This window comes from Flavobacterium sp. (assembly GCF_004211145.1).
In the GTDB taxonomy this organism is placed as follows: domain Bacteria; phylum Bacteroidota; class Bacteroidia; order Flavobacteriales; family Flavobacteriaceae; genus Flavobacterium.
The window spans coordinates 33899-52425 of record NZ_SEBS01000026.1 but is presented as its reverse complement, the minus strand read 5'-3'; the positions used below and the strand labels follow the sequence as shown (position 1 = coordinate 52425).

19 protein-coding genes and 1 pseudogene are annotated in these 18527 nt (G+C 46.3%); 7 read left to right on the top strand and 13 right to left on the bottom strand.

Going from position 1 to position 18527, the window contains the following annotated elements:
• Positions 1-178 precede the first annotated feature (178 nt).
• Both EOO50_RS12570 and def read right to left on the bottom strand, forming a co-directional pair.
• Positions 179-721, bottom strand: coding sequence for a DUF5606 domain-containing protein (locus EOO50_RS12570; protein ID WP_290840619.1), 543 nt, complete (start codon positions 719-721; stop codon positions 179-181).
• Between the two features lie 116 nt (positions 722-837).
• Positions 838-1428 carry a peptide deformylase gene (def, locus tag EOO50_RS12565; protein WP_290840618.1) on the bottom strand — a complete coding sequence of 197 codons (591 nt, stop codon included), beginning with the start codon at positions 1426-1428 and terminating at the stop codon, positions 838-840.
• Between the two features lie 400 nt (positions 1429-1828).
• Here def and EOO50_RS12560 point away from each other — a divergent pair, with 400 nt between their 5' ends.
• Positions 1829-4051 (top strand): FUSC family membrane protein, encoded by a 2223-nt coding sequence (locus tag EOO50_RS12560; protein ID WP_290840617.1) that lies wholly within the window; start codon positions 1829-1831, stop codon positions 4049-4051.
• 28 nt (positions 4052-4079) lie between these two features.
• Positions 4080-4454, top strand: a complete 375-nt coding sequence (locus tag EOO50_RS12555; RefSeq protein WP_290840616.1) for a hypothetical protein — start codon at positions 4080-4082, stop codon at positions 4452-4454.
• A 5-nt stretch (positions 4455-4459) separates the two neighbouring features.
• Here EOO50_RS12555 and EOO50_RS12550 read toward each other — a convergent pair whose 3' ends face one another.
• The 4 genes from EOO50_RS12550 to EOO50_RS12535 form a co-directional block, all read right to left on the bottom strand.
• A complete protein-coding gene (locus tag EOO50_RS12550) occupies positions 4460-5251 on the bottom strand; it encodes an HAD family hydrolase (RefSeq protein WP_290840615.1) in 792 nt (263 codons plus the stop codon).
• The gene (locus EOO50_RS12545; RefSeq protein ID WP_290840614.1) at positions 5252-6754 is read right to left on the bottom strand and encodes a malate:quinone oxidoreductase; all 1503 of its coding nucleotides are present in this window, start codon (positions 6752-6754) and stop codon (positions 5252-5254) included.
• Between the two features lie 96 nt (positions 6755-6850).
• Entirely contained in the window at positions 6851-7279 is a 429-nt protein-coding gene (gene ruvX, locus EOO50_RS12540) for a Holliday junction resolvase RuvX (RefSeq protein ID WP_290840613.1), read from the bottom strand.
• Positions 7280-7399: 120 nt separating this feature from the next.
• On the bottom strand, positions 7400-8005 hold the full coding sequence (locus EOO50_RS12535) for an NAD(P)H-dependent oxidoreductase (RefSeq protein WP_290840612.1): 606 nt from the start codon (positions 8003-8005) through the stop codon (positions 7400-7402).
• Positions 8006-8242: 237 nt separating this feature from the next.
• Between EOO50_RS12535 and EOO50_RS12530 the strand changes: the two genes are divergently transcribed.
• Complete coding sequence (locus tag EOO50_RS12530) at positions 8243-8620, top strand: helix-turn-helix domain-containing protein (RefSeq protein ID WP_290840611.1); 378 nt, start codon at positions 8243-8245, stop codon at positions 8618-8620.
• On the opposite strand, the gene EOO50_RS12525 is transcribed toward EOO50_RS12530, so the two are convergent.
• The 4 genes and pseudogenes from EOO50_RS12525 to EOO50_RS12510 form a co-directional block, all read right to left on the bottom strand.
• Positions 8617-9423, bottom strand: coding sequence for a hypothetical protein (locus EOO50_RS12525; RefSeq protein ID WP_290840610.1), 807 nt, complete (start codon positions 9421-9423; stop codon positions 8617-8619). The genes EOO50_RS12530 and EOO50_RS12525 overlap by 4 nt on opposite strands.
• Positions 9420-10490, bottom strand: a pseudogene (locus EOO50_RS12520) (winged helix DNA-binding domain-containing protein). The gene EOO50_RS12525 and the pseudogene EOO50_RS12520 overlap by 4 nt, the downstream one beginning before the upstream one ends.
• The gene (locus EOO50_RS12515; protein ID WP_290840609.1) at positions 10490-11332 is read right to left on the bottom strand and encodes an META domain-containing protein; all 843 of its coding nucleotides are present in this window, start codon (positions 11330-11332) and stop codon (positions 10490-10492) included. Before EOO50_RS12515 ends, EOO50_RS12520 begins: the two are co-directional and overlap by 1 nt.
• Positions 11333-11335: 3 nt before the next feature.
• Positions 11336-12079 (bottom strand): class I SAM-dependent methyltransferase, encoded by a 744-nt coding sequence (locus EOO50_RS12510; RefSeq protein WP_290840608.1) that lies wholly within the window; start codon positions 12077-12079, stop codon positions 11336-11338.
• Between the two features lie 140 nt (positions 12080-12219).
• On the opposite strand from EOO50_RS12510, the gene EOO50_RS12505 reads away from it, so the two are divergent.
• Positions 12220-12615: a hypothetical protein gene (locus tag EOO50_RS12505; RefSeq protein WP_290840607.1), complete on the top strand. Its 396-nt coding sequence runs from the start codon at positions 12220-12222 to the stop codon at positions 12613-12615.
• A 418-nt stretch (positions 12616-13033) separates the two neighbouring features.
• Here EOO50_RS12505 and EOO50_RS12500 read toward each other — a convergent pair whose 3' ends face one another.
• A complete protein-coding gene (locus tag EOO50_RS12500) occupies positions 13034-13432 on the bottom strand; it encodes a VOC family protein (protein ID WP_290840606.1) in 399 nt (132 codons plus the stop codon).
• Positions 13433-13802: 370 nt separating this feature from the next.
• On the opposite strand from EOO50_RS12500, the gene EOO50_RS12495 reads away from it, so the two are divergent.
• From EOO50_RS12495 to EOO50_RS12485, 3 genes are all read left to right on the top strand, one after another.
• Positions 13803-14618, top strand: a complete 816-nt coding sequence (locus EOO50_RS12495; RefSeq protein WP_290840605.1) for a 2,3,4,5-tetrahydropyridine-2,6-dicarboxylate N-succinyltransferase — start codon at positions 13803-13805, stop codon at positions 14616-14618.
• Positions 14619-14767: 149 nt separating this feature from the next.
• Complete coding sequence (locus EOO50_RS12490) at positions 14768-15046, top strand: hypothetical protein (protein ID WP_290840604.1); 279 nt, start codon at positions 14768-14770, stop codon at positions 15044-15046.
• 26 nt (positions 15047-15072) lie between these two features.
• Positions 15073-16101: a glycosyltransferase family 9 protein gene (locus tag EOO50_RS12485; protein WP_290840603.1), complete on the top strand. Its 1029-nt coding sequence runs from the start codon at positions 15073-15075 to the stop codon at positions 16099-16101.
• A gap of 398 nt (positions 16102-16499) precedes the next feature.
• Here the strand turns inward: EOO50_RS12485 and EOO50_RS12480 are convergent, their stop codons facing one another.
• The gene (locus EOO50_RS12480) at positions 16500-17315 is read right to left on the bottom strand and encodes a glycosyltransferase family 2 protein (protein ID WP_290840602.1); all 816 of its coding nucleotides are present in this window, start codon (positions 17313-17315) and stop codon (positions 16500-16502) included.
• Positions 17312-18073, bottom strand: coding sequence for a Kdo domain containing protein (locus EOO50_RS12475; RefSeq protein ID WP_290840601.1), 762 nt, complete (start codon positions 18071-18073; stop codon positions 17312-17314). Before EOO50_RS12475 ends, EOO50_RS12480 begins: the two co-directional genes overlap by 4 nt.
• Positions 18074-18527 lie beyond the last annotated feature (454 nt).

Here is an 18527-nt window from a genome sequence, read left to right as displayed (position 1 = left end):
TCAGGCACTCAGGCACTCAGGCACTCAGGCACTCAGGCACTCAGGCACTCAGGCACTCAGGCACTCAGGCACTCAGGCACTCAGGCACTCAGGCACTCAGGCACTCAGGCACTCTAAAAATAAAAAATCCCGACTGCCAAATAGGAAATCGGGATTGTGAGTTATTAAAAGATGTGAACTATTCGCCCTTCTTTTTCGCTTTTGGCTTGGCCGCAGCTTTTGCTTTTGGTTTTTCGTCTGCAGCTTCCGTTTTTTCTTCGGCTTTCGCTTTTGGCGCTTTCGCGGCTTTCGGCTTATCTTCCGCGGCTTCTGCAACTGCCTCTTCTTTCTTCGGCTCTTCTTTCGAAACCATTCCTTTCGCCTGCAGGATGTTGTACCAGTTCAACACCTTTTTGATGTCTGAAACATATACGCGATCCTGATCGTAATCGGGCACAACCGATGCGAAATACGAAGTCAACGTCGCATTGTCTTCCTTAGCCGACGGAGCTTCACCTTCATTTTCCTTCACCGCGATCGCGCGCATCACTTCAGCAAGCGGTTTCTCGCCGCTGTCAGTATACATAGAGATTTCTGAAAGTAGGCTCACATTGCTGCGAAGCCCGACGGTGATTTTTTTCCCATCAAGCAACGATTCGGCCACAAAGCCAGTGCGTGTTTGCAATTTCAATTCGTAAAGGCCCGGTTTTCCGGAAATCGCTAGGATTTTGTCTATGTTCATTTTAGTCGAATGTTTTTTTAGTCGAAAGTCGAAAGACTATTTTTTATTTTTATTCTTATTTTCTACTGAATTAATTGTCAATTGTCAACTGTCAATTGTCAATTATCAATTGTCAATTACCTACCTTTTTTAGGCGCCGCAAATTTCATCCGATAATCCGGCCGGACTTTTCCTTCCATAATCTTCTGCAATTTGCCTTTCACGAGTTGCTTTTTTAGCGTCGAGATCTTATCGGTGAACAAAATTCCTTCGATGTGATCGTACTCGTGTTGGATCACGCGCGCCACCAATCCGTCAAAGACTTCAGTTTTCGTATTGAAATCCTCGTCCTGGTATTCGATTGTGATCGTCTCATGGCGATATACGTCCTCGCGAACTTCGGGAATACTCAAACAACCCTCGTTGAAACCCCATTCTTCGCCTTCTTCGTTAAGCATTTTGGCGTTGATGAACGTGCGCTTGAAATTCTTGAGCGAGTCCTGTTCCTCTTGCGGCAAATCCTCATCTTCCCCGAAAGGTGTGGTGTCGATCACGAACAATCGGATCGGCAGACCAACCTGAGGCGCGGCCAAACCTACGCCGTACGCGTTGTACATCGTGTCATACATGTCGGCGATCACCTGTTTTAAATCAGGATAAGACGGCGAAATGTCGGCGCCTTTCTTGCGCAACACCGGATCTCCATAACCTACGATTGGTAAAATCATTTTATTGGCGTACCGCGAGTTTTGAGCGGAAACGTTGGCAAAAATACGCAAAATTCATAGATGGCGATTCATTGCGAATAGATTTGGGAAATTTTTAATTAACCCTCTATAAGTAAGGCGCGAAGACCAAAAAGGTTGCGCTTTTTTTACTTTTTTGGGCGTTGCGCCGCATCAAATCCAATATTTGGATAACATCTGGGGCGGCGCCGGGCTATCCGCTATATCTTTTGCCCGCAATGTCTACGGCGAAAGAAAATTCCCGGTCGGCAAAAGGATGCCGCTATTATCCCTAACGCGGATTCGACCTTGATGAAACCTCGTTGCGAGACAAAATCCAAAACTCTTCATAATTGTTAAAATTCCGCTTTCACGAAAAAATCCCAATCGCTACCTTTACGCTATGATCGACAACATCCGGAAATTCACTGACACGACCAACTTCGAAAATGCACTCAAAGTGACGGTCGCTTCAGTGTTTCCCGTGGTAATTTGTTCGCAGCTCGGGCGTTTCGAAACGGGATTCGCGATCGCGCTCGGTGCTTTCCTCACCTATCCCGCCGACATTCCGAGTAATCTTCGGCACAAGATAAACGGTGTTCTCGTCGCGGCGTTGATCGTCGCGGGAAGTACGTTGCTCATCAGCATCCTGCATCCGTATCCATTTATTCTATATCCGATTACGGCGTTCCTCGTGTTTTTCCTGTCGATGATTTCAGTTTACGGACATCGCGCGAACATGGTCTCGTTTTCAGGATTGCTCGCCGTTTCGCTTGCTTTCGGACACATCCATACGGGCTGGGAAATGCTCGCCCAATCGGGTTGGATGTTGCTCGGCGGACTGTTTTATCTCGTAGTTTCCCTGTCGTTCCATTTCGTTCGTCCGCACCGATATACAGAACTGCAGCTCGCAGAATGCATGCGCCTGACCTCGAAATACCTTAAACTACGAGGCGATCTATGGGAAAAGGAAGCCTATCGTTCCAAAATCATCGAAAAGCAGCTGCACCTGCAAGTCGAACTCAACACGGTTCAGGAAAATATTCGCGAAGTCGTGATCCGCACGCGTTTCAGTTCGGGACATTCGAACCAGAACCGACGCATGTTGCTCGTGTTCATCTCGCTCGTCGAAATCATGGAACTCGCGCTTTCGACATCGTTCGACCACAACAAACTCCACGCGAAATTCGAAGGACACGAAAGCGTTTTGAAAACCTACCAGAATCTCGCCTACAATTTGGCGTCGGTGCTCAAGAAAATCACCAAAAGCATTCAGCAGAATAGAAAGTACGAGTCGAAACACAACCTGCTCGACGACCTTTCGAAATTCGAACAGGCGATCCGCGACTACGAAACAAAACTCGGTGTCGAAGCTTCTGAAGGTGTTTTCATGCTCACGACGATGTTGCACTACGCCGAAAAACAGATCGAAAAGATCAAAGTCATCGAACGCGCGTTCTCGGACGGGAAAATCGAAATGAAAATCCTCAAAAGCCGCGACCGCGACCTCGAGAAATTCCTCGCTCCGGCGTATTATCCTTGGAGTACATTACGCGAGAATCTGGGTTTTTCCTCGACGATTTTCAGACATTCGCTACGCATGACCGTGACGTTGCTCATCGGATTTCTGGTCGCTGCGATCTTCAAGCTCGAAAACGTGTATTGGATCCTGCTTACGATCGTCGTGATCATGCGGCCGGGTTACGGATTGACCAAAGAGCGTTCGTTCCAACGGATTTTCGGAACCGTTTTGGGCGGCGTGATCGCGTTCGGGATCTTGTACTTCGTTCAGAATTCGGTCGCGATTTCAGTGTTGGCGATCATCAGCATGCTGCTCGGCTTCACCTTTACGTCGGTCAATTACAAAGTCGGCGTGACGTTCGTGACGATGTATGTCGTTTTTATTTACGGCATGATTTCACCCAACGTGAACCAAGTGATCGAACTGCGCGTGCTCGATACCGTGATCGGAGCGGCTTTGGCGTTCATCGCGAATTATTTTTTGTGGCCATCGTGGGAATTTCTCAACGTGCCGTCTCACTTGAAGAAATCAATCGAAGCGAACCGAAATTACCTCAACGAAATCTCGGCGTTCTACAATAATAAAGGAGAAGTCACGACCTCGTACCGATTGGCGCGCAAAAACGCGTTCATCGAAACCGGGAACCTGATGGCGTCTTTCCAACGCATGTCGCAGGAACCGAAGTCGAAGCAGAAGCAGTTGCCGCAGATTTATAAGCTCGCGGTCTTGAACCACACGTTGTTGTCGGCGTCGGCGTCGCTAGGAACTTACATTCAGTCGCATCGCACGACGAAAGCTTCGAACGCATTCAATATCGTCGTGGAGACCGTCATCAAAAACCTTGAGAGTTCAATAACGTTACTGAACCTGCAGGATATCGGAGATGCCGAAAATTCGGTGAGCAAGGACGAACTCGCATTGCGTTTCACCGAACTCAAGAACATCCGAACGCGCGAATTGCAGGAAGGCCATTTAAGTGAATCCGATGAATTCCGACTCAAAATGGAGGAAGCGCAACTCGTCATCGAGCAACTTGTGAACTTGACGGGATTGTCGGAAAATATCTTGAAGACGACGAAAAAATTGCTGTCGGAAAACGCATGAACCGCTGTAAAATTTCAAGCACAGACGAATGACGCTCAAAGAAAAAATGGCCAAGTCGATGATCGCGATTTTCATTTCGGGAATAGCCGGATTGCTGCTTTACGGGTATTTGATCGAGAAGGACGCCGAGAAGAACGGCATTGTGACCGTCGGAAAATACGTTTCCCATAGTCGGTCGGGCAAACACGAAAGCAATTATTTCGACTATTATATTTCGGGTAAAAAATATCAGGCCGACGGCGGATTGATCACACCCGGATTCGAAAAAAATATCGGGAAATTCTATGAAATCAAGCGATCATCGCGATTCACACACATCGTCAACGCGAATTACGGCAATGAAATCCGTGATCAGGAGGTTATTTTAAGCGCAGGTTTCACAGTTCAGGAAATTGAACGATAGCCACGCTAGGAAACCAAGTGCAACGATTTCAACGTATCGATAACGCCGCTGTTGTTGTTGTCGAGCTTCGTCCGGAATTTCGACACGGCAAGGATTTCAGGGTGCGCGTTCGCCATGGCGTAACTGTTGTTCGCATATTCCATCATCTCGAAATCGTTCATGTAATCGCCGAATACGATGGTTTCGTCGTTTGAGATGCCTAGTTTTTTCTGCATTTCCTTGAGTGCTTTTCCTTTGTTCGCGGTCTTTGGCATCACGTCGAGCCAGATTTCACTCGAAACCGCGACGGTCGCGACGTCCTGAAACGGTTCGTAGGAATTGAAGCTGTATTTCGCGGGATTGTTGAAATCGCAAACCGTAAATTTCAACGTGTCGGGTTCGACTTTAGTTAGATCGTCCACGACTTCGATATGGTGGAAATAATGCCGGGCCTGGTTGAGGAAACGCTCGTCGGTGCTCTCGACATAGGCAGTTTCGACTCCGCACAAGATCAGGAAACAGTCGTTGAGTTCGCGCCCGATTTCGATGAATTTTCGAACGAGACTTTTGTCCAAGGCGTCGATCGAGATGATTTTCGAGTTGTGCACGACGATGGTTCCATTTTCGGCCATAAACAACATCTTGTCTTTCACGGGTTCGAAAATATCGGCCAAGGTTTGGTATTGACGCCCGCTGGCCACGGCAAAGAGAATGTCTTTCTTGTGAAGTTCGTCAATGACTTCGCAGATGTTTTCAGGCAAATTCCTGCCGTCGTCGAGCAACGTGCCGTCCATGTCGGTAACGATGAGTTTCGTCATTTAGTTTTCGAGTTTTAGGCTTTTGGCCGTGTCGCGTCTGATCTGCGCGAGCAATTCAGGATTGTCGTTGAGTTGTTTCCCGTACGACGGAATCATCGCGCGGAACTTGTCTTGCCAGTCCTTCGTGTTCGATTTGTCGAAAAAACAACGGTTAAGCAAGTCGACCATGATCGAAGCCGTAGTCGATGCGCCCGGAGATGCGCCGAGTAAAACGGCAAGCGAACCGTCGGCTTTGGTCACGACCTCGGTTCCGAATTCGAGCACGCCGCGACCTTCCTTGTCTTTTTTGATAACCTGGACGCGCTGTCCCGCGGTTTCCAAAACCCAATCTTCGTTTTTGGCGTCGGGAACGTATTCTCGGAGCGCTTCCATGCGATCATCGGGCGATTGTCGCACCTGATCGATGAGATATTTCGTGAGCGGCAAATTGTGGAAACCTGCCGAAAGCATCGGAATCACGTTGTTGGCTTTGATCGAAAGCGGCAAATCGAGATACGATCCGTTCTTTAGGAATTTGGTCGAGAATCCCGCGTAAGGCCCGAACAACAATTCCTTTTTGCCGTTGATCATGCGAGAATCGATATGTGGAACCGACATTGGCGGCGCTCCGACCGACGCTTTCCCGTAGACTTTCGCGAAGTGTTTTTCGATGACTTCCTCGTTCGTGCAGCGCAACCATTGGCCGCTGACCGGGAATCCGCCGAAACCGTCGCCTTCAGGAATGTGTGCTTTTTCGAGCAACGGCAACGAACCTCCGCCGGCGCCAATGAATACGAATGGCGTTCTCGTCACTGACTTTTCGCCATTGAATCTGTTTCGGACGGTAATTCTCCATTGCCCGTTTTTCTTTTGTTTGAGTCGCCGGACTTCGTGGTTGAAGAAAATCGAAACGCCTTCGAGTTGTTGCAGGTGTTTGAACATGGCGCGTGTGAGTTCGCCGAAATTTACGTCGGTACCGATTTTCATGAAGTTCGCTGCCGTTTGTTCCCAGGCGTCGCGGCCTTCCATGACGAGCGGCATCCATTTTCTCTGGACGTCGTGGTCTTCGCTGTATTCCATTTGGTTGAACAACGGATTCACGTGCAGCGCTTCGTAACGCTTGCGCAGGTATTCGACGTTTTCTGGCCCCCAAACGAAACTGATGTGCGGAATGCTTCTGATGAAATTCTCAGGATTTTCGATCAATCCTTTCTCGATCAAAAAACTCCAGAACTGCCGCGAAACCTCGAAAGATTCGGCGATTTTTATGGCTTTTGAGATATCGATGCTGCCGTCTTTGGTTTCAGGCGTGTAATTGAGTTCGCAAAAGGCGGCGTGTCCGGTTCCGGCGTTGTTCCAGGCATCGGAACTTTCGGCGGCGGCGTGGTCGAGCCTTTCAAAAATCTGTATGCGGATATCGGGTTGTAGTTCCTTGAGCATGATGCCCAGCGTGGCGCTCATGATTCCGGCGCCGATGAGCACGACGTCGGTGCCCGGTTGGATCGTTGTGTTGTCGTTGTGCATGCGAATTATTTATGCCGCACAAAGATACCCTGAAATCGCGGTATTGTCAAGCTATTTAGAACGATTTCACACAATATTTACGATAACGTTTTAGCATCAAATCATCTTTCTCGACAGGAAATCGCGCAGCATGATAGTGGCCGAAATCTCGTCGATCAATCCCTTGTCCTGACGCGCTTTTTTCTTGAGGCCCGAATCGATCATGGTTTGGAATGCGATTTTCGAAGTGAAACGTTCGTCGACGCGGATCACGGGCATTTCTGGGAATTCCGATTTGAATTTGGAAACGAATTTCTCGATGATTTCCGTGCTTTCGGACGGCGTTGCATCCATTTGCTTAGGTTCACCGATGACGACCTTGACGACGTTTTCTTTTGCGAAATAGTCCTTTAGGAACGCAATTGCCGTTTCAGACGCGACCGTCGTCAGGCCCGATGCTATGATCTGCATGTCGTCGGTGATCGCGATTCCCGTGCGCTTTTTGCCGTAATCGATGGCTAGGATTCTTCCCGGAGTGTTGAACATTTTCGTTTCTTTCGTGGATAAAAAAAGCCGAACGGATCGGCTTTCAAATATCGGGATAAATTTTTGTTTTTGTTTAGAGTTTAGGGTTTAGCGTTAGAAATCCCTCGACCCTCATTTGTTTCAGACAAATTCAAATTTCTCAATTTCAGATTTGACTTTCTCGAAAGCGTTTTCTGAAATACCTGGAACTTTGATGCCTTCCATGCGGAAGCTCGTGATGTCGGTCAGGCCCAGAAAACCTAAAATGCTTCTCAGATACGGTTCGGCGAAGTCCATATTTTTCATGGGTTCGACCGAATAGATTCCGGCCGAAGCATAAGCCAAGTACACTTTTTTGTTTTGCAGTAAGCCTATCGGCCCGGTTTCGCCGTAGCTGAACGTCACGCCTGCCCTCGTGATTTGGTCGATCCAGGATTTCAGCGTTCCGGGAATCGTGAAGTTGTAGAATGGGACGGCGATTACGATGGCGTCGGCATTTTTGATTTCAGCAATCGCGGTATCGGAATGGAAAATGTTCGACTCGTAGTGGTCCGGCAGATTGTCAGAAGCATAGAAAGCCTCCAAATGCGCGGCTTCAAGATGCGGCAACGGTGTTTTCGCGAGGTCTTTCACGAGAATGCTCGCGTCGGGATACTTTTGGAGGATTTTGTCATTGATTGCATCTACGACTTTTTTGGAATTGGATGCTTCGCCGTTTATGCTTGACAGGATGTTCAGGATTTTCATAAGGATAAAATTTGTTTTACGATACAAACCTACTTACATTTGCTATCTATTGTATAGTAATATCCTTTTGTATAGTGCTTTCGTTGAGGGAAGCGAGTTACTTATTATGTTGCGGCTTTGTTTAACAATTTTGGGGTGAAATGTGCAATGGGGAAAAATATTTTCGTGGTAAGTTTAACCCTTTAAGAGTTTGAAACTCTTAAAGGGTTGAGACCAAAAAACAACAAAAAATAAAAAATGGCCTTCAAAACCCTCCCAAGCCAAGCGCTTTCACATACGCAATGCAACCAGGCACTACTACATGTTCGCGACGCCCTCGAAGTGCTTAATGGCAAATGGAAATTGCCAATCCTGATCGCGCTCGCGTCGGGACCGAAACGATTCCGGGAAATCTCGAAAGAAGTGCCGAACATCACCGACAAAATGCTTTCAAAAGAACTAAAGGATTTGGAAATCAACCTCCTGATTACGAGAACTGTCCACGACACGTTTCCGCCAACCGTGATCTATGAAAGAACGGAACACAGCAATTCATTGGGCGAAGTTATTTCAGCGTTGCGTGAATGGGGCGTTTTGCATCGGCAGAAAGTATTTGGAATTCCTGAATCGGTCTAACGATCGGGTGTTTCGAAGACAATGTCAACATCCATGACAAAGCTCCCCGTTTCGACGTCATCTGAACTTTGCACGATACTTTGGCTCAAATTTACGCGCCCATCGTAAACCTTTCGCCGGTCGCTTTCAAGCAGCGTCGCTTTCGTGCCGACGACGCGATATATTTTATACTCGACATAATTAACGAGGCGAGCATCCTTTGCGTCCGAGGAATTGATCACGTTGAACGACATGAAATAATTCGGGGCAAATTCAATTATGCCCGAGTTATACAAATTGAGTTTTCTTTTGATCGTCGTTTTGGGCGATTTTACTTTGTTGACTTCAAAAACGTTCACTTTTACCGAATACGCACTTCCTAAAACGATTTGTTTCGCCACCGGAAGTTCCGCAATCGTTTCATCGATCCCTTCCCTGAACTCCTCAAGACCTGATTTTGTAAGCGGCAAACGAAACGAAAGTTCCGAATACATCCCGAATGTATTTTCAAAATCAATTGTCGGACAAAAGAAAAAACGCTGCCTGATGAATTCGGCTAAATTTTCAAGATTTTTAATTTCAAATGATTCGTCGTCGGCAGTATGTGAATCCTGAAATAAGGCAACATTCTCAATTACGCCGCTTTCCGAGAACTTCAACTTGACCATGACCATATCGTGATTCGCCTTGTTGCGCAGCTGTACGAGATTTTCTGAGATGTAATCGAGGATCTTTAATCGATTGGCATTGAGGTTACAATCGGAAATTTGAGCGCTCGAAATCCAAACGAAAAACACCGAAACAAATAGCAAAAAGTATTTCATCCTATCTTAACTTCAGTTTTCAATCCCAAAAAATCCCCGAAACGTTCCGCTTGCTTTTCGACCTCTTTATGTCGGCTTTTCGGAATTTTGATGATCATGTCGACTTCAATAAAAACGGTTTCCTTTTTTACCGACCTTTTCCATATCCCGCAAACCTGACCATCGACGACCAAGATCGGCTTGAAGATCCCGTTCATCGTGAAGGTGTGTTTTTGGTGCAGTGGATCGACCGAGGGCGAACGGTCTTTATACGCGATCAGGAATTCATCGAAAGCTGGAAGCAAATGCAGCGAGTTTTCAGGTTTCGATTTGACTTCTAACGAAAAATAATATGAATTTCCATTGATGTCGATTTGCTGCAACTTCTTCTCATTCGCGGCGATTCCTTTCTTGCAATCGGTCTGGTTCAAGCCGCTCCACCATTGAAAATCCTTGATTGTCGCCGGACCGTGGCTCGTGAAATATATTTTGGCGAGTTCCGACAGTGCTTCTTCCCTATTGAATTTCTTACGGTTTTTGACGCGTTCCTCGAGCAACGCATACGAATGTTCCTTGCCTTTTCGCTTTCCGCTGATGACGAGACCTTCAAGTTCCGCGGCCGCCATGATGTGTCCGCTTCTATATTCTTAGGTATTGATTCCTGAAAATTCGAGGATTTCCATGAGTTCCGGCCGCGTCAAGTGTTCGTCTCGCAACGCTTTCTCTATGAGTTTGAAACTCTTTTTGTAGACGGTTTCGTCGAGCCCGAGTTTCTTGTCGTTCGACGCGAATTGGCGTCGGATATTCTTGGCCGTAAGTTCGAGCATCCAATGGATATCTTCAGCCGCGACGAAATGCCAGGTCGGACGCAACACATGTGTCCGCACGATTTTTCCCGAATCGATCGCGGCGTCCACATCGGCATCCAAAATGCCCGGAATTCGTGCGCCTATCGCACATTTTGCCATCGCATAATCCTGGGATTGGATCGCGCCGAAGTGAGACACGAGTTTCTCAATGTCTTTGAAATCGGGTTCGAAAAGCTGTTGGTTTTGGAGGCGTTGATGCGAGATATCGGTAAAATCCATCACGGTTTCGGTTGGGCGACTGCTTCAAATTTAAGCAAGTTCACACCGCCTTTTCGAAATTGCAGCACTTTTTCATTTGCGACGAAATTGTCAGCCGTTTCCAAGTTTTTCTTTAGATCCTCTTCGGTTTTCATGTCGGCGCAGGCCATCATCGTCGAAATAATATTGAACATTCGCACTTTACTGCCTTTGAATTCATATTTTCCACCCATTCGGTTGCAGCCCGCGAAAGCACCGAAACTTCCGTCTTTATTCAGTTGGATAAAATAGTCGCGATCGCCCGACTGTTTGACGACTTTGCCGTTTATTTCCGATAGTTTCCAATGGATTCCCGTGAGTTTGGGAGGAAGCTTGTCTTGTGGCGACTCGTCGGATTTAACAACCTGTGCGTCCGAAAGTTTTGCCATTTTATATTTTTCAGTCTGCGCCAACGTCAGCGATTTTCCGTCGCGGTCGGTTTTTGGAACCAATGAATTTTCATTGACCGTGAATTCGTTCGGGAAAACGGTTTTGTTCGAAAGCTCGATCGTGTGCCCGTCCGAATCCCATTTGAAGGTTCCCATGGTTTCGGACTTTCGGCCTTTTCCGACCGTATCGATGAATTGCAACGTATAATTGAATTCCTCCGACAATTCGAGCGTAACCTGCGTACCGGGATAACCTTTAAGCGGAAATTTGCCTTTGTACATTCCCAAATAATTGAGCGAATTCTTTGCCGTGTGATTCGTGTCGGCTAGAATCGTATCGGGAATCTCGGTGGGCGCCGGTTCGGGATCTTTCGCTTTCTTGGGCGTGCACGAGGCGAACGCCACAATCACTATCAGCAGGAACAACTTTTTCATAAATCAGAATTTCGTGAATGGGCGGCCTATGCGCAACAACAACGGGAATGTGACCTTCATGTTCGTCGTGGGCCAAACCAACGACAGTTCATGCCTAATCAAATCGACGGGATTGATGCCGGTTTTCTTTTTGTAATGCTGTGTCGCCGACCATGTCTCGAGATAACCCGTCAATTGCTCGAACGTCCAGACGAAACTCTCACTCCAATCCACGGTCTCGATTTCCTTGAACGGGAATGGGATCGTGCGATAACGCGCGTCTATGTGTTTTCGCTCGGCATCCCAATACGGGCCGACGATGTCGTAATAATAATGACGCAGGATTTTATCGGTGCGCTCGTTCGTCGAGAACAGTCCGTAGCCGAGCGCAGCAAACACACCGTCGGGTTTCAATATTCGGTACGCCTCTTTGTAAAACACCGAGAAGTCGAACCAATGCACGGCTTGCGCGACGGTTATCAAGTTAAATGTATTGTCTTCAAAAGACGTATGTTCGGCGGGTTCTTTTTTGTAAACGATGTTGTCGGCCTGGGCGGCGTTCTCGAGTTGTTTCTCGCTGATGTCGGTGGCAAATACCTTTTTGAAATGTGGCGCTAATTTCTTGGCGACCTGTCCGTTTCCTGTCGCGAGGTCAAGCGCGATGTCTTTTTCAGGAACAAATGAAGTGATATAATCGATTAGCGCATCGGGATAACCCGGCCTGAATTGAGCGTAAGATACCGCTTGCGCTGAGAAATTGTCTTTCATAATGGTGAGTGTTCCTTCAAAAATACGAAAAACGAATTCGTATTGATTTCACAATTCGCATGCGGAATTACAACTTTAACAATCGGAAAATAAAATACTTTGAAAAAAAGTTCGTTATTACCAAACCCAAACGAACCTAAATGACCACCAGACATGTATTGACGCTGTTCGCAGTGTTTGCCGCGATTGCAGTTGAGGCGCAATCGAAGGAACTTTCATTTACCGGCTACAAGACAGGAAATTCGAACCTGCAGTGGAACAAACCGCAGCGCGTGAATTTGCGCAAGGCGTATTTCTCTGACGAAAAGATCGAATTCCATATCGACCGCGTCTACAAGCTGTCGGTCGTCAAAAAAACAGATCTGCCCAACAATGGCGTCGTCTACATCTGTAAAGACCAGATGCAGCAAGAGGTTACGGTCACGCTCATCTCGAACCAACGCATGTTTTTGTACTGCGAAGGCAAACGTTTCGAAGTCGATTTCAATTCGCCTTTGATCCCGAAGACGCGTGAAATGTACGCCGATGTCGATTGATCCGAAAATTCCCTAAAACGGATTCGCGAAAGCGCGTGGCTTTTCATCTTACTATTATGAATTCCCCAACAACTTAGCAGTAATTGCGTGCTGGCTGCGGTCCGTTTTTTTATTATCTATTTTTATTTTTATTGTTATTTTTCGTTAGACCGATGTTCGCGTAAAATGTTAGACTCTTAGAAATTCGTTTCTATTGCCGTTGTCCGCCGTTTGCGATGTGAGCTTTGAGACCGGGTAATTTTTTTTTCGGTTAACGTGGGTAATAATTGGAAATTGGGTGGGAACGAAAATAGATGCTTTGGTTAAACAGGACTGAAAATAGATGTAAACCATTAATTTACAAATGGTTAATCGATACCCTGTCAGGGTCTTTTTTATAGGATTTCGAATCACGTCGTAACTTCGAAAAAGCCCCAAATTACATCCCCGGCCAGTACAACACATTAAACTTATGTCCGTCAGGATCGGCGAAACCGAACGTATAGCCTTTTTCAAAAACTTCAGGCTCGGCGTAGATTGTTGCTCCGACTCTTTTCACTTCTTGGTAATATCCATCGACTTCTTCCTTACTGTCGGCCGAAAGACTGAATAAAATCTCATTCTCCTTACTCGCATCAACGGCTTTTATGTGATTGTTGTTTTCGAATTTATCGTTGAGGAAAAAATTGATTACGAAATTGTCTTTGCCGAAATAGAAACTCGTCAATCCGCCCGCCGTTTGCTTGCCTTGGAATTCGAATCCCAAATCGGTGTAGAATTTCGTGGTTCGATCGATGTCTTTGATGGCGAGGTTCGCCCAGATCATTTTTGGTTTCATGATGGTTGATTTAAAACTGAACTTTAAAAATAGCGATTTGTCTGACGGTGATCGTTTTATGACTTTGGGTAAACGTTGTATTTTAAGGAACGCAGATTGGTCGGAAAGGCGCTGATTTTTGCCGATTTCTAAATTCCGATTTGACCGACGAGAAAGATTTTACGTCGAAAAAATTGCTGCTGAACAGAAAATTTTCCGTTTCGTATGAAAAGAAAACGGATGCAGGCATAATTCAAAGCATCAGGATAAATTGACATTCCAAACTAAAATCTTCCGAATCCGCGCCTTTCCGCCCAGTCGGCATTCCTAAAAATTGCCCGCATTTCCTATCTTCCCAAATTGCCACTATATTTGTAAAAAACAAACACGAATGAACCATTTGCGCGAAACCATCGAAAAAGCCTGGGAAGACCGTTCCCTTTTACAACAACCTGAAACCCTTGCCGCGATTAGAAAAGTAGTCGATTTGCTCGACGAAGGAACGTTGCGCGTCGCCGAACCAACACTCGATGGCTGGCAAGTAAACGAATGGGTCAAAAAAGGCGTCGTGTTGTATTTCCCGATCCAAAAAATGGAAACGCTCGAAGCCGGAATCTTCGAATACCATGATAAAATCCCGTTGAAACGCAATTACGCCGAGAAAGGAATCCGTGTCGTTCCGAATGCGGTCGCGCGTCACGGTTGTTATATTTCAAAAGGTGTGATCCTAATGCCGAGCTATGTGAACATCGGCGCCTATGTAGACGAAGGCACGATGGTCGACACCTGGGCAACCGTCGGAAGCTGCGCGCAAATCGGAAAGAATGTCCATTTGAGCGGCGGCGTCGGGATCGGTGGCGTTCTCGAACCATTGCAGGCATCGCCCGTGATCATCGAGGATGGCGCATTTATCGGGTCGCGTTGCATCGTCGTCGAAGGCGTGCGCGTGGAAACCGAAGCTGTTTTGGGTGCAAACGTCTGCCTGACCGCATCGACCAAAATCATCGACGTCACAGGAGATTTCCCTGTCGAGATGAAAGGGATCGTACCGGCTCGTTCGGTCGTGATTCCGGGGAGTTACACGAAAAAATTCGCGGCTGGGGAATTCCAGGTGCCTTGCGCACTTATCATCGGGAAACGCAAACCGTCGACCGATTTGAAGACGAGTTTGAATGAGGCGTTGCGGGAGTATGATGTTGCGGTTTAATTGATAATTATTAATGAATAGTGAATAATGAGTAATGAATAATGAATAATGAATAATGAATAATTACTCTAAAATTTGTTAATCGAATCGTTATCCCCGTTTCAACCCACTTGTGAATTATTCATTATTCATTATTAATTATTAATTAAATGACGTCAACGCTACCCGTAGTAATCGTGATTGCCGCTTTGCTCACGTTGGTTTTCGTCTATCGGAAGTCGATCGCAAAACACCTCGATCGTGAAATCGAGAAAAATCAGGAGTTGAATGAGACCGACGACGAGAAGGAATATCTGCGGCAGTTGTATTCGAGTTTATCATCGGACGAATTGATCGCGATGAAAAACTCAGGACATTTGCCTGAGAAAGAAGTCGCCGCCATCGAGCGCGTGCTGATCGAACGCCAAATGCCGCCGCCTTTACCTTGAAAAAAATTCTTGTCATACAGCAAAAAATGATCGGCGACGTTTTGGCCTCGTCGATCATCTGCAACAATTTGCGCACGATCTATCCCGAGGCGCAGATCGATTACTTGATCTATCCGTTCACGCGGCCGGTCGTCGAAGGCAATCCGAATATCGACAACTTGATCTTGTTTAAAGACGAATTCCGAAAGAGCAAAAAAACGTTCTTGAAGTTTTTGGTTTCGATCCGAAAAACGAAATACGATTTGGTCATCGACGCTTATGGAAAACTCGAAAGCAATCTCGTAGTCGGAGTTTCGGGCGCGAAAACCAAGATCGGATTCCATAAATCGTACACCAGATTCGTGTACGATGAAACGATTCGCGAAAAGTCGAAACCCGATACGAATGCGGGCTTGGCGATCGAAAACCGATTGTTGCTTTTGAAATCCTTGACCGACAAACCGCTCGACAACCGACCAAAAATCTGGCTCACCGACAAAGAAATTATTGACGGAAAGTCGTTGCTCGAAAGCCACAACATAGATTTGTCGAAGAAATTATACATGATCGGCGTGCTCGGAAGCGGAGACAACAAAACGTATCCGTTCGCGTATATGGCGAAACTGCTCGACGAGATCGTGGCGAAGACAAATGCAACTTTGCTATTCAATTACATTCCGATACAGGAAAAACAGGCGCGCGAAATTTTCGATCTGTGCAAACCTGAAACGCAGGAAAATATAAAATTCCATATCGTTCCGGGCAGTATTCGCGAGTTTCTGGCATTGACATATCATTGCGATGCGCTCATCGGGAATGAAGGCGGAGCGGTGAATATGGCGAAAGCTTTGGGTAAACCGACGTTTACGATTTTTTCGACGTGGATTAAAAAGGAAGCCTGGAACGCGTTTGATGATGGCGTTCACAACGTTTCGGTTCATTTGAAGGATTTCAAGCCGGAACTTTACGGGAATAAATCGGCGAAGGAAATGAAGGAAAAGGCGATGGATTTGTATGGGGAATTTGGGCCGGAGTTGGTATTGCCGGAGCTAAAAAATTATCTTGATAATAACTGAAATACTTGCCGCTGATTTTTTTAGCCACAGATTCACAGATTTTTGATGCTTCGCTTCTTTGATTTAGAGGATTTTTTTTACTTTTTTCAAACTACAAACCTGTGAAAGCGCATACGAAATAAGTTTTAGCGGCAAAGTAAGTAAATCTATGAAAATTCTTAAGCGAAGTTAATTTTTAGCGCCGCAGTGAGAAAATCTGTGACCCGAGCGTAGCGATCTGGCGAAGCAATCTGTGGCTTAATAAAAAGGCGCAGCTCTGAGTAATTAAACCTTGCGATTAAAAATCTTGCAAAAGTAGCGTGTCACAAACTTATCCGTGAAAATCCGTGCATCCGTGGCTAAAAAATCAAGTCTAATCTAGGACATAAAAAATCCGCTGCAAAAAAGAGAAATCTCAGTCAGTTATTAGAGTCAATCCCAACCGGCGTTTTAACGACCTTGTTCTTCCTCGTATTCTCCCGAATCCCAAAGTTCTTCTTCCAAGTCGCCTCATTCACATAACCTCTCGCGTGATCCAAGTGAACCACGATTGCCGAATAGCGAATCTGTTTCGCCTTCAAGCCTTTGTTGAATAAGCGTTCCCCGAGTTCACGATCCTGTCCGCCGTACTGCATTTCCTGGTTGAAACCGTTGATTGCGACCAGATCCTCTTTCCAACCTGAAGCGTTGTGTCCGTTCCAGGTCGCTTTCGTCGGCGTTACAAAATTCAGGAACGACGCCCACGCGCCTTTCGCGGTGAGTTTGTTGTTCTTGAACGACTTTGGCAAACCTTCCGATAAAAGCCACTTGATATCGAAGCAATTCTGGAACAAAATATCGTCTTTCGAAATCGCTTTTGAAATATTCATCGGCAACATAAAATAGCCGCCTGAAAGGAAATAACCTTTCTCACGGAACTTCAAATGCGTTTCCACGAAGTCTTTTCTCGGAATGCAATCGCCGTCGGTGAAAATCAAATAATCGGTGCTCGCCGCGACAATCGCCTTGTTCAGTATCTGCGATTTCTGGAAACCGTTGTCTTCCTGCCAAACGTGGATGAGCGGCATCGAGATCTTCGTGCGAAGCAAATCGAGCAATTCCTTGGTTTTGGGTTTCGAACCGTCGTCGGCGATGATGATTTCGAAGTCGAGTTCGCTCTGCACGCTGAATCCCCAAATGACCTTTTCAAGCCATTCCTCAGAATTGTACGTGCTCATGATTACCGATGCCTTCATTTTCTAAGCAATAACATTTTCTTGATGCGGCGTTTGCGCAAGAAGCGGTTGCGGTGCAATTCCGTTTGGCGCAGCATGAGTTTGAGAATTTCGTCGTGCGATTTTCCGTAAAGTTTCGCATATTCGTCGCTCATCACATCAATCATTTCACGTTTCGAGGTGAGTTTCGAAAGGTTGTTGATGCGTTGGTCGAGCGACATGGATTTGTGGAATGTCATTCGGTTCAAATCGACGAGGAAGAACTCGTATCTGCCGTCGTCGATCTTCTTGATGAGCGTGTTTCCTGGTGTGTGATCCAAAAATTCGATGCCGTTCTCGTGCAGGTTATAACTGAACTGTACGAATTGGCGCAAGATGATGTCGTGTTCGGGATAGTCGGGATCGGTGATCAATTCGCGGAACGTCAGATCGCACTGCAGATGTTCACTTATATAGTAACTGTCCGACAACAACAAATTCTCGAAATTCTCGAAATAGCCGACAGGTTGCGGCGTTCCGATGCCTTTTTCAAGCAGTCGGTTCGCGAATTCGTACGAACGTTCGGCCTTTGATCGTCGGAAAAAATTATAGACGATTCGGTTCACCAAATTCGGCACCTGGAACGATTTCACGTTTATCGTGCGTCCGTCGAGGTCGAAAAGCTTGATGGTGTTGCGCTTTCCGTCGCCAAACAACGTCCCGTTTTTCGCAAACCCGCCGATGATTTTCTCGATCGCGGCCGATTTGCTTTGGAATTCGGGGTGAATGACGTGCTTCATTTAAATTGGTGTATTGCCTCACAAAAGTAACCAATTGCATTTTAGGGTTCAAATATTATGGTTTACTTTTGACGAAATTTGAATGGCGAAGAATTTGACGAAAGACGAATGACGAACGATGAAGGACTTGAATCCGTTAAATTTCGCGCTTCGGTCATTAGTTTTAGTGCTCATCAAAAGTTCACCGTTTGTCATTCATCGTTTGTCATTCGTCAAAGATTTGGGCGTTGCGCCGGCGGGAAATCGTAAGTTTAAATGATGAAACGGTTCGCCGTCGCCGGGCTACCGTTCCAAGCTTTTTACCATACCTACAAGGTTTTGAAAACCTTGCAGGACGCTAAAAAGGATTTCCACTTGTATCCCTAACGCGGATTCGACGTTCAACAATCGGTAATTTTGGTTCGTTATACTAGATTGAATGGCAAATTTTGAATCGGAAATTATTATTATGATT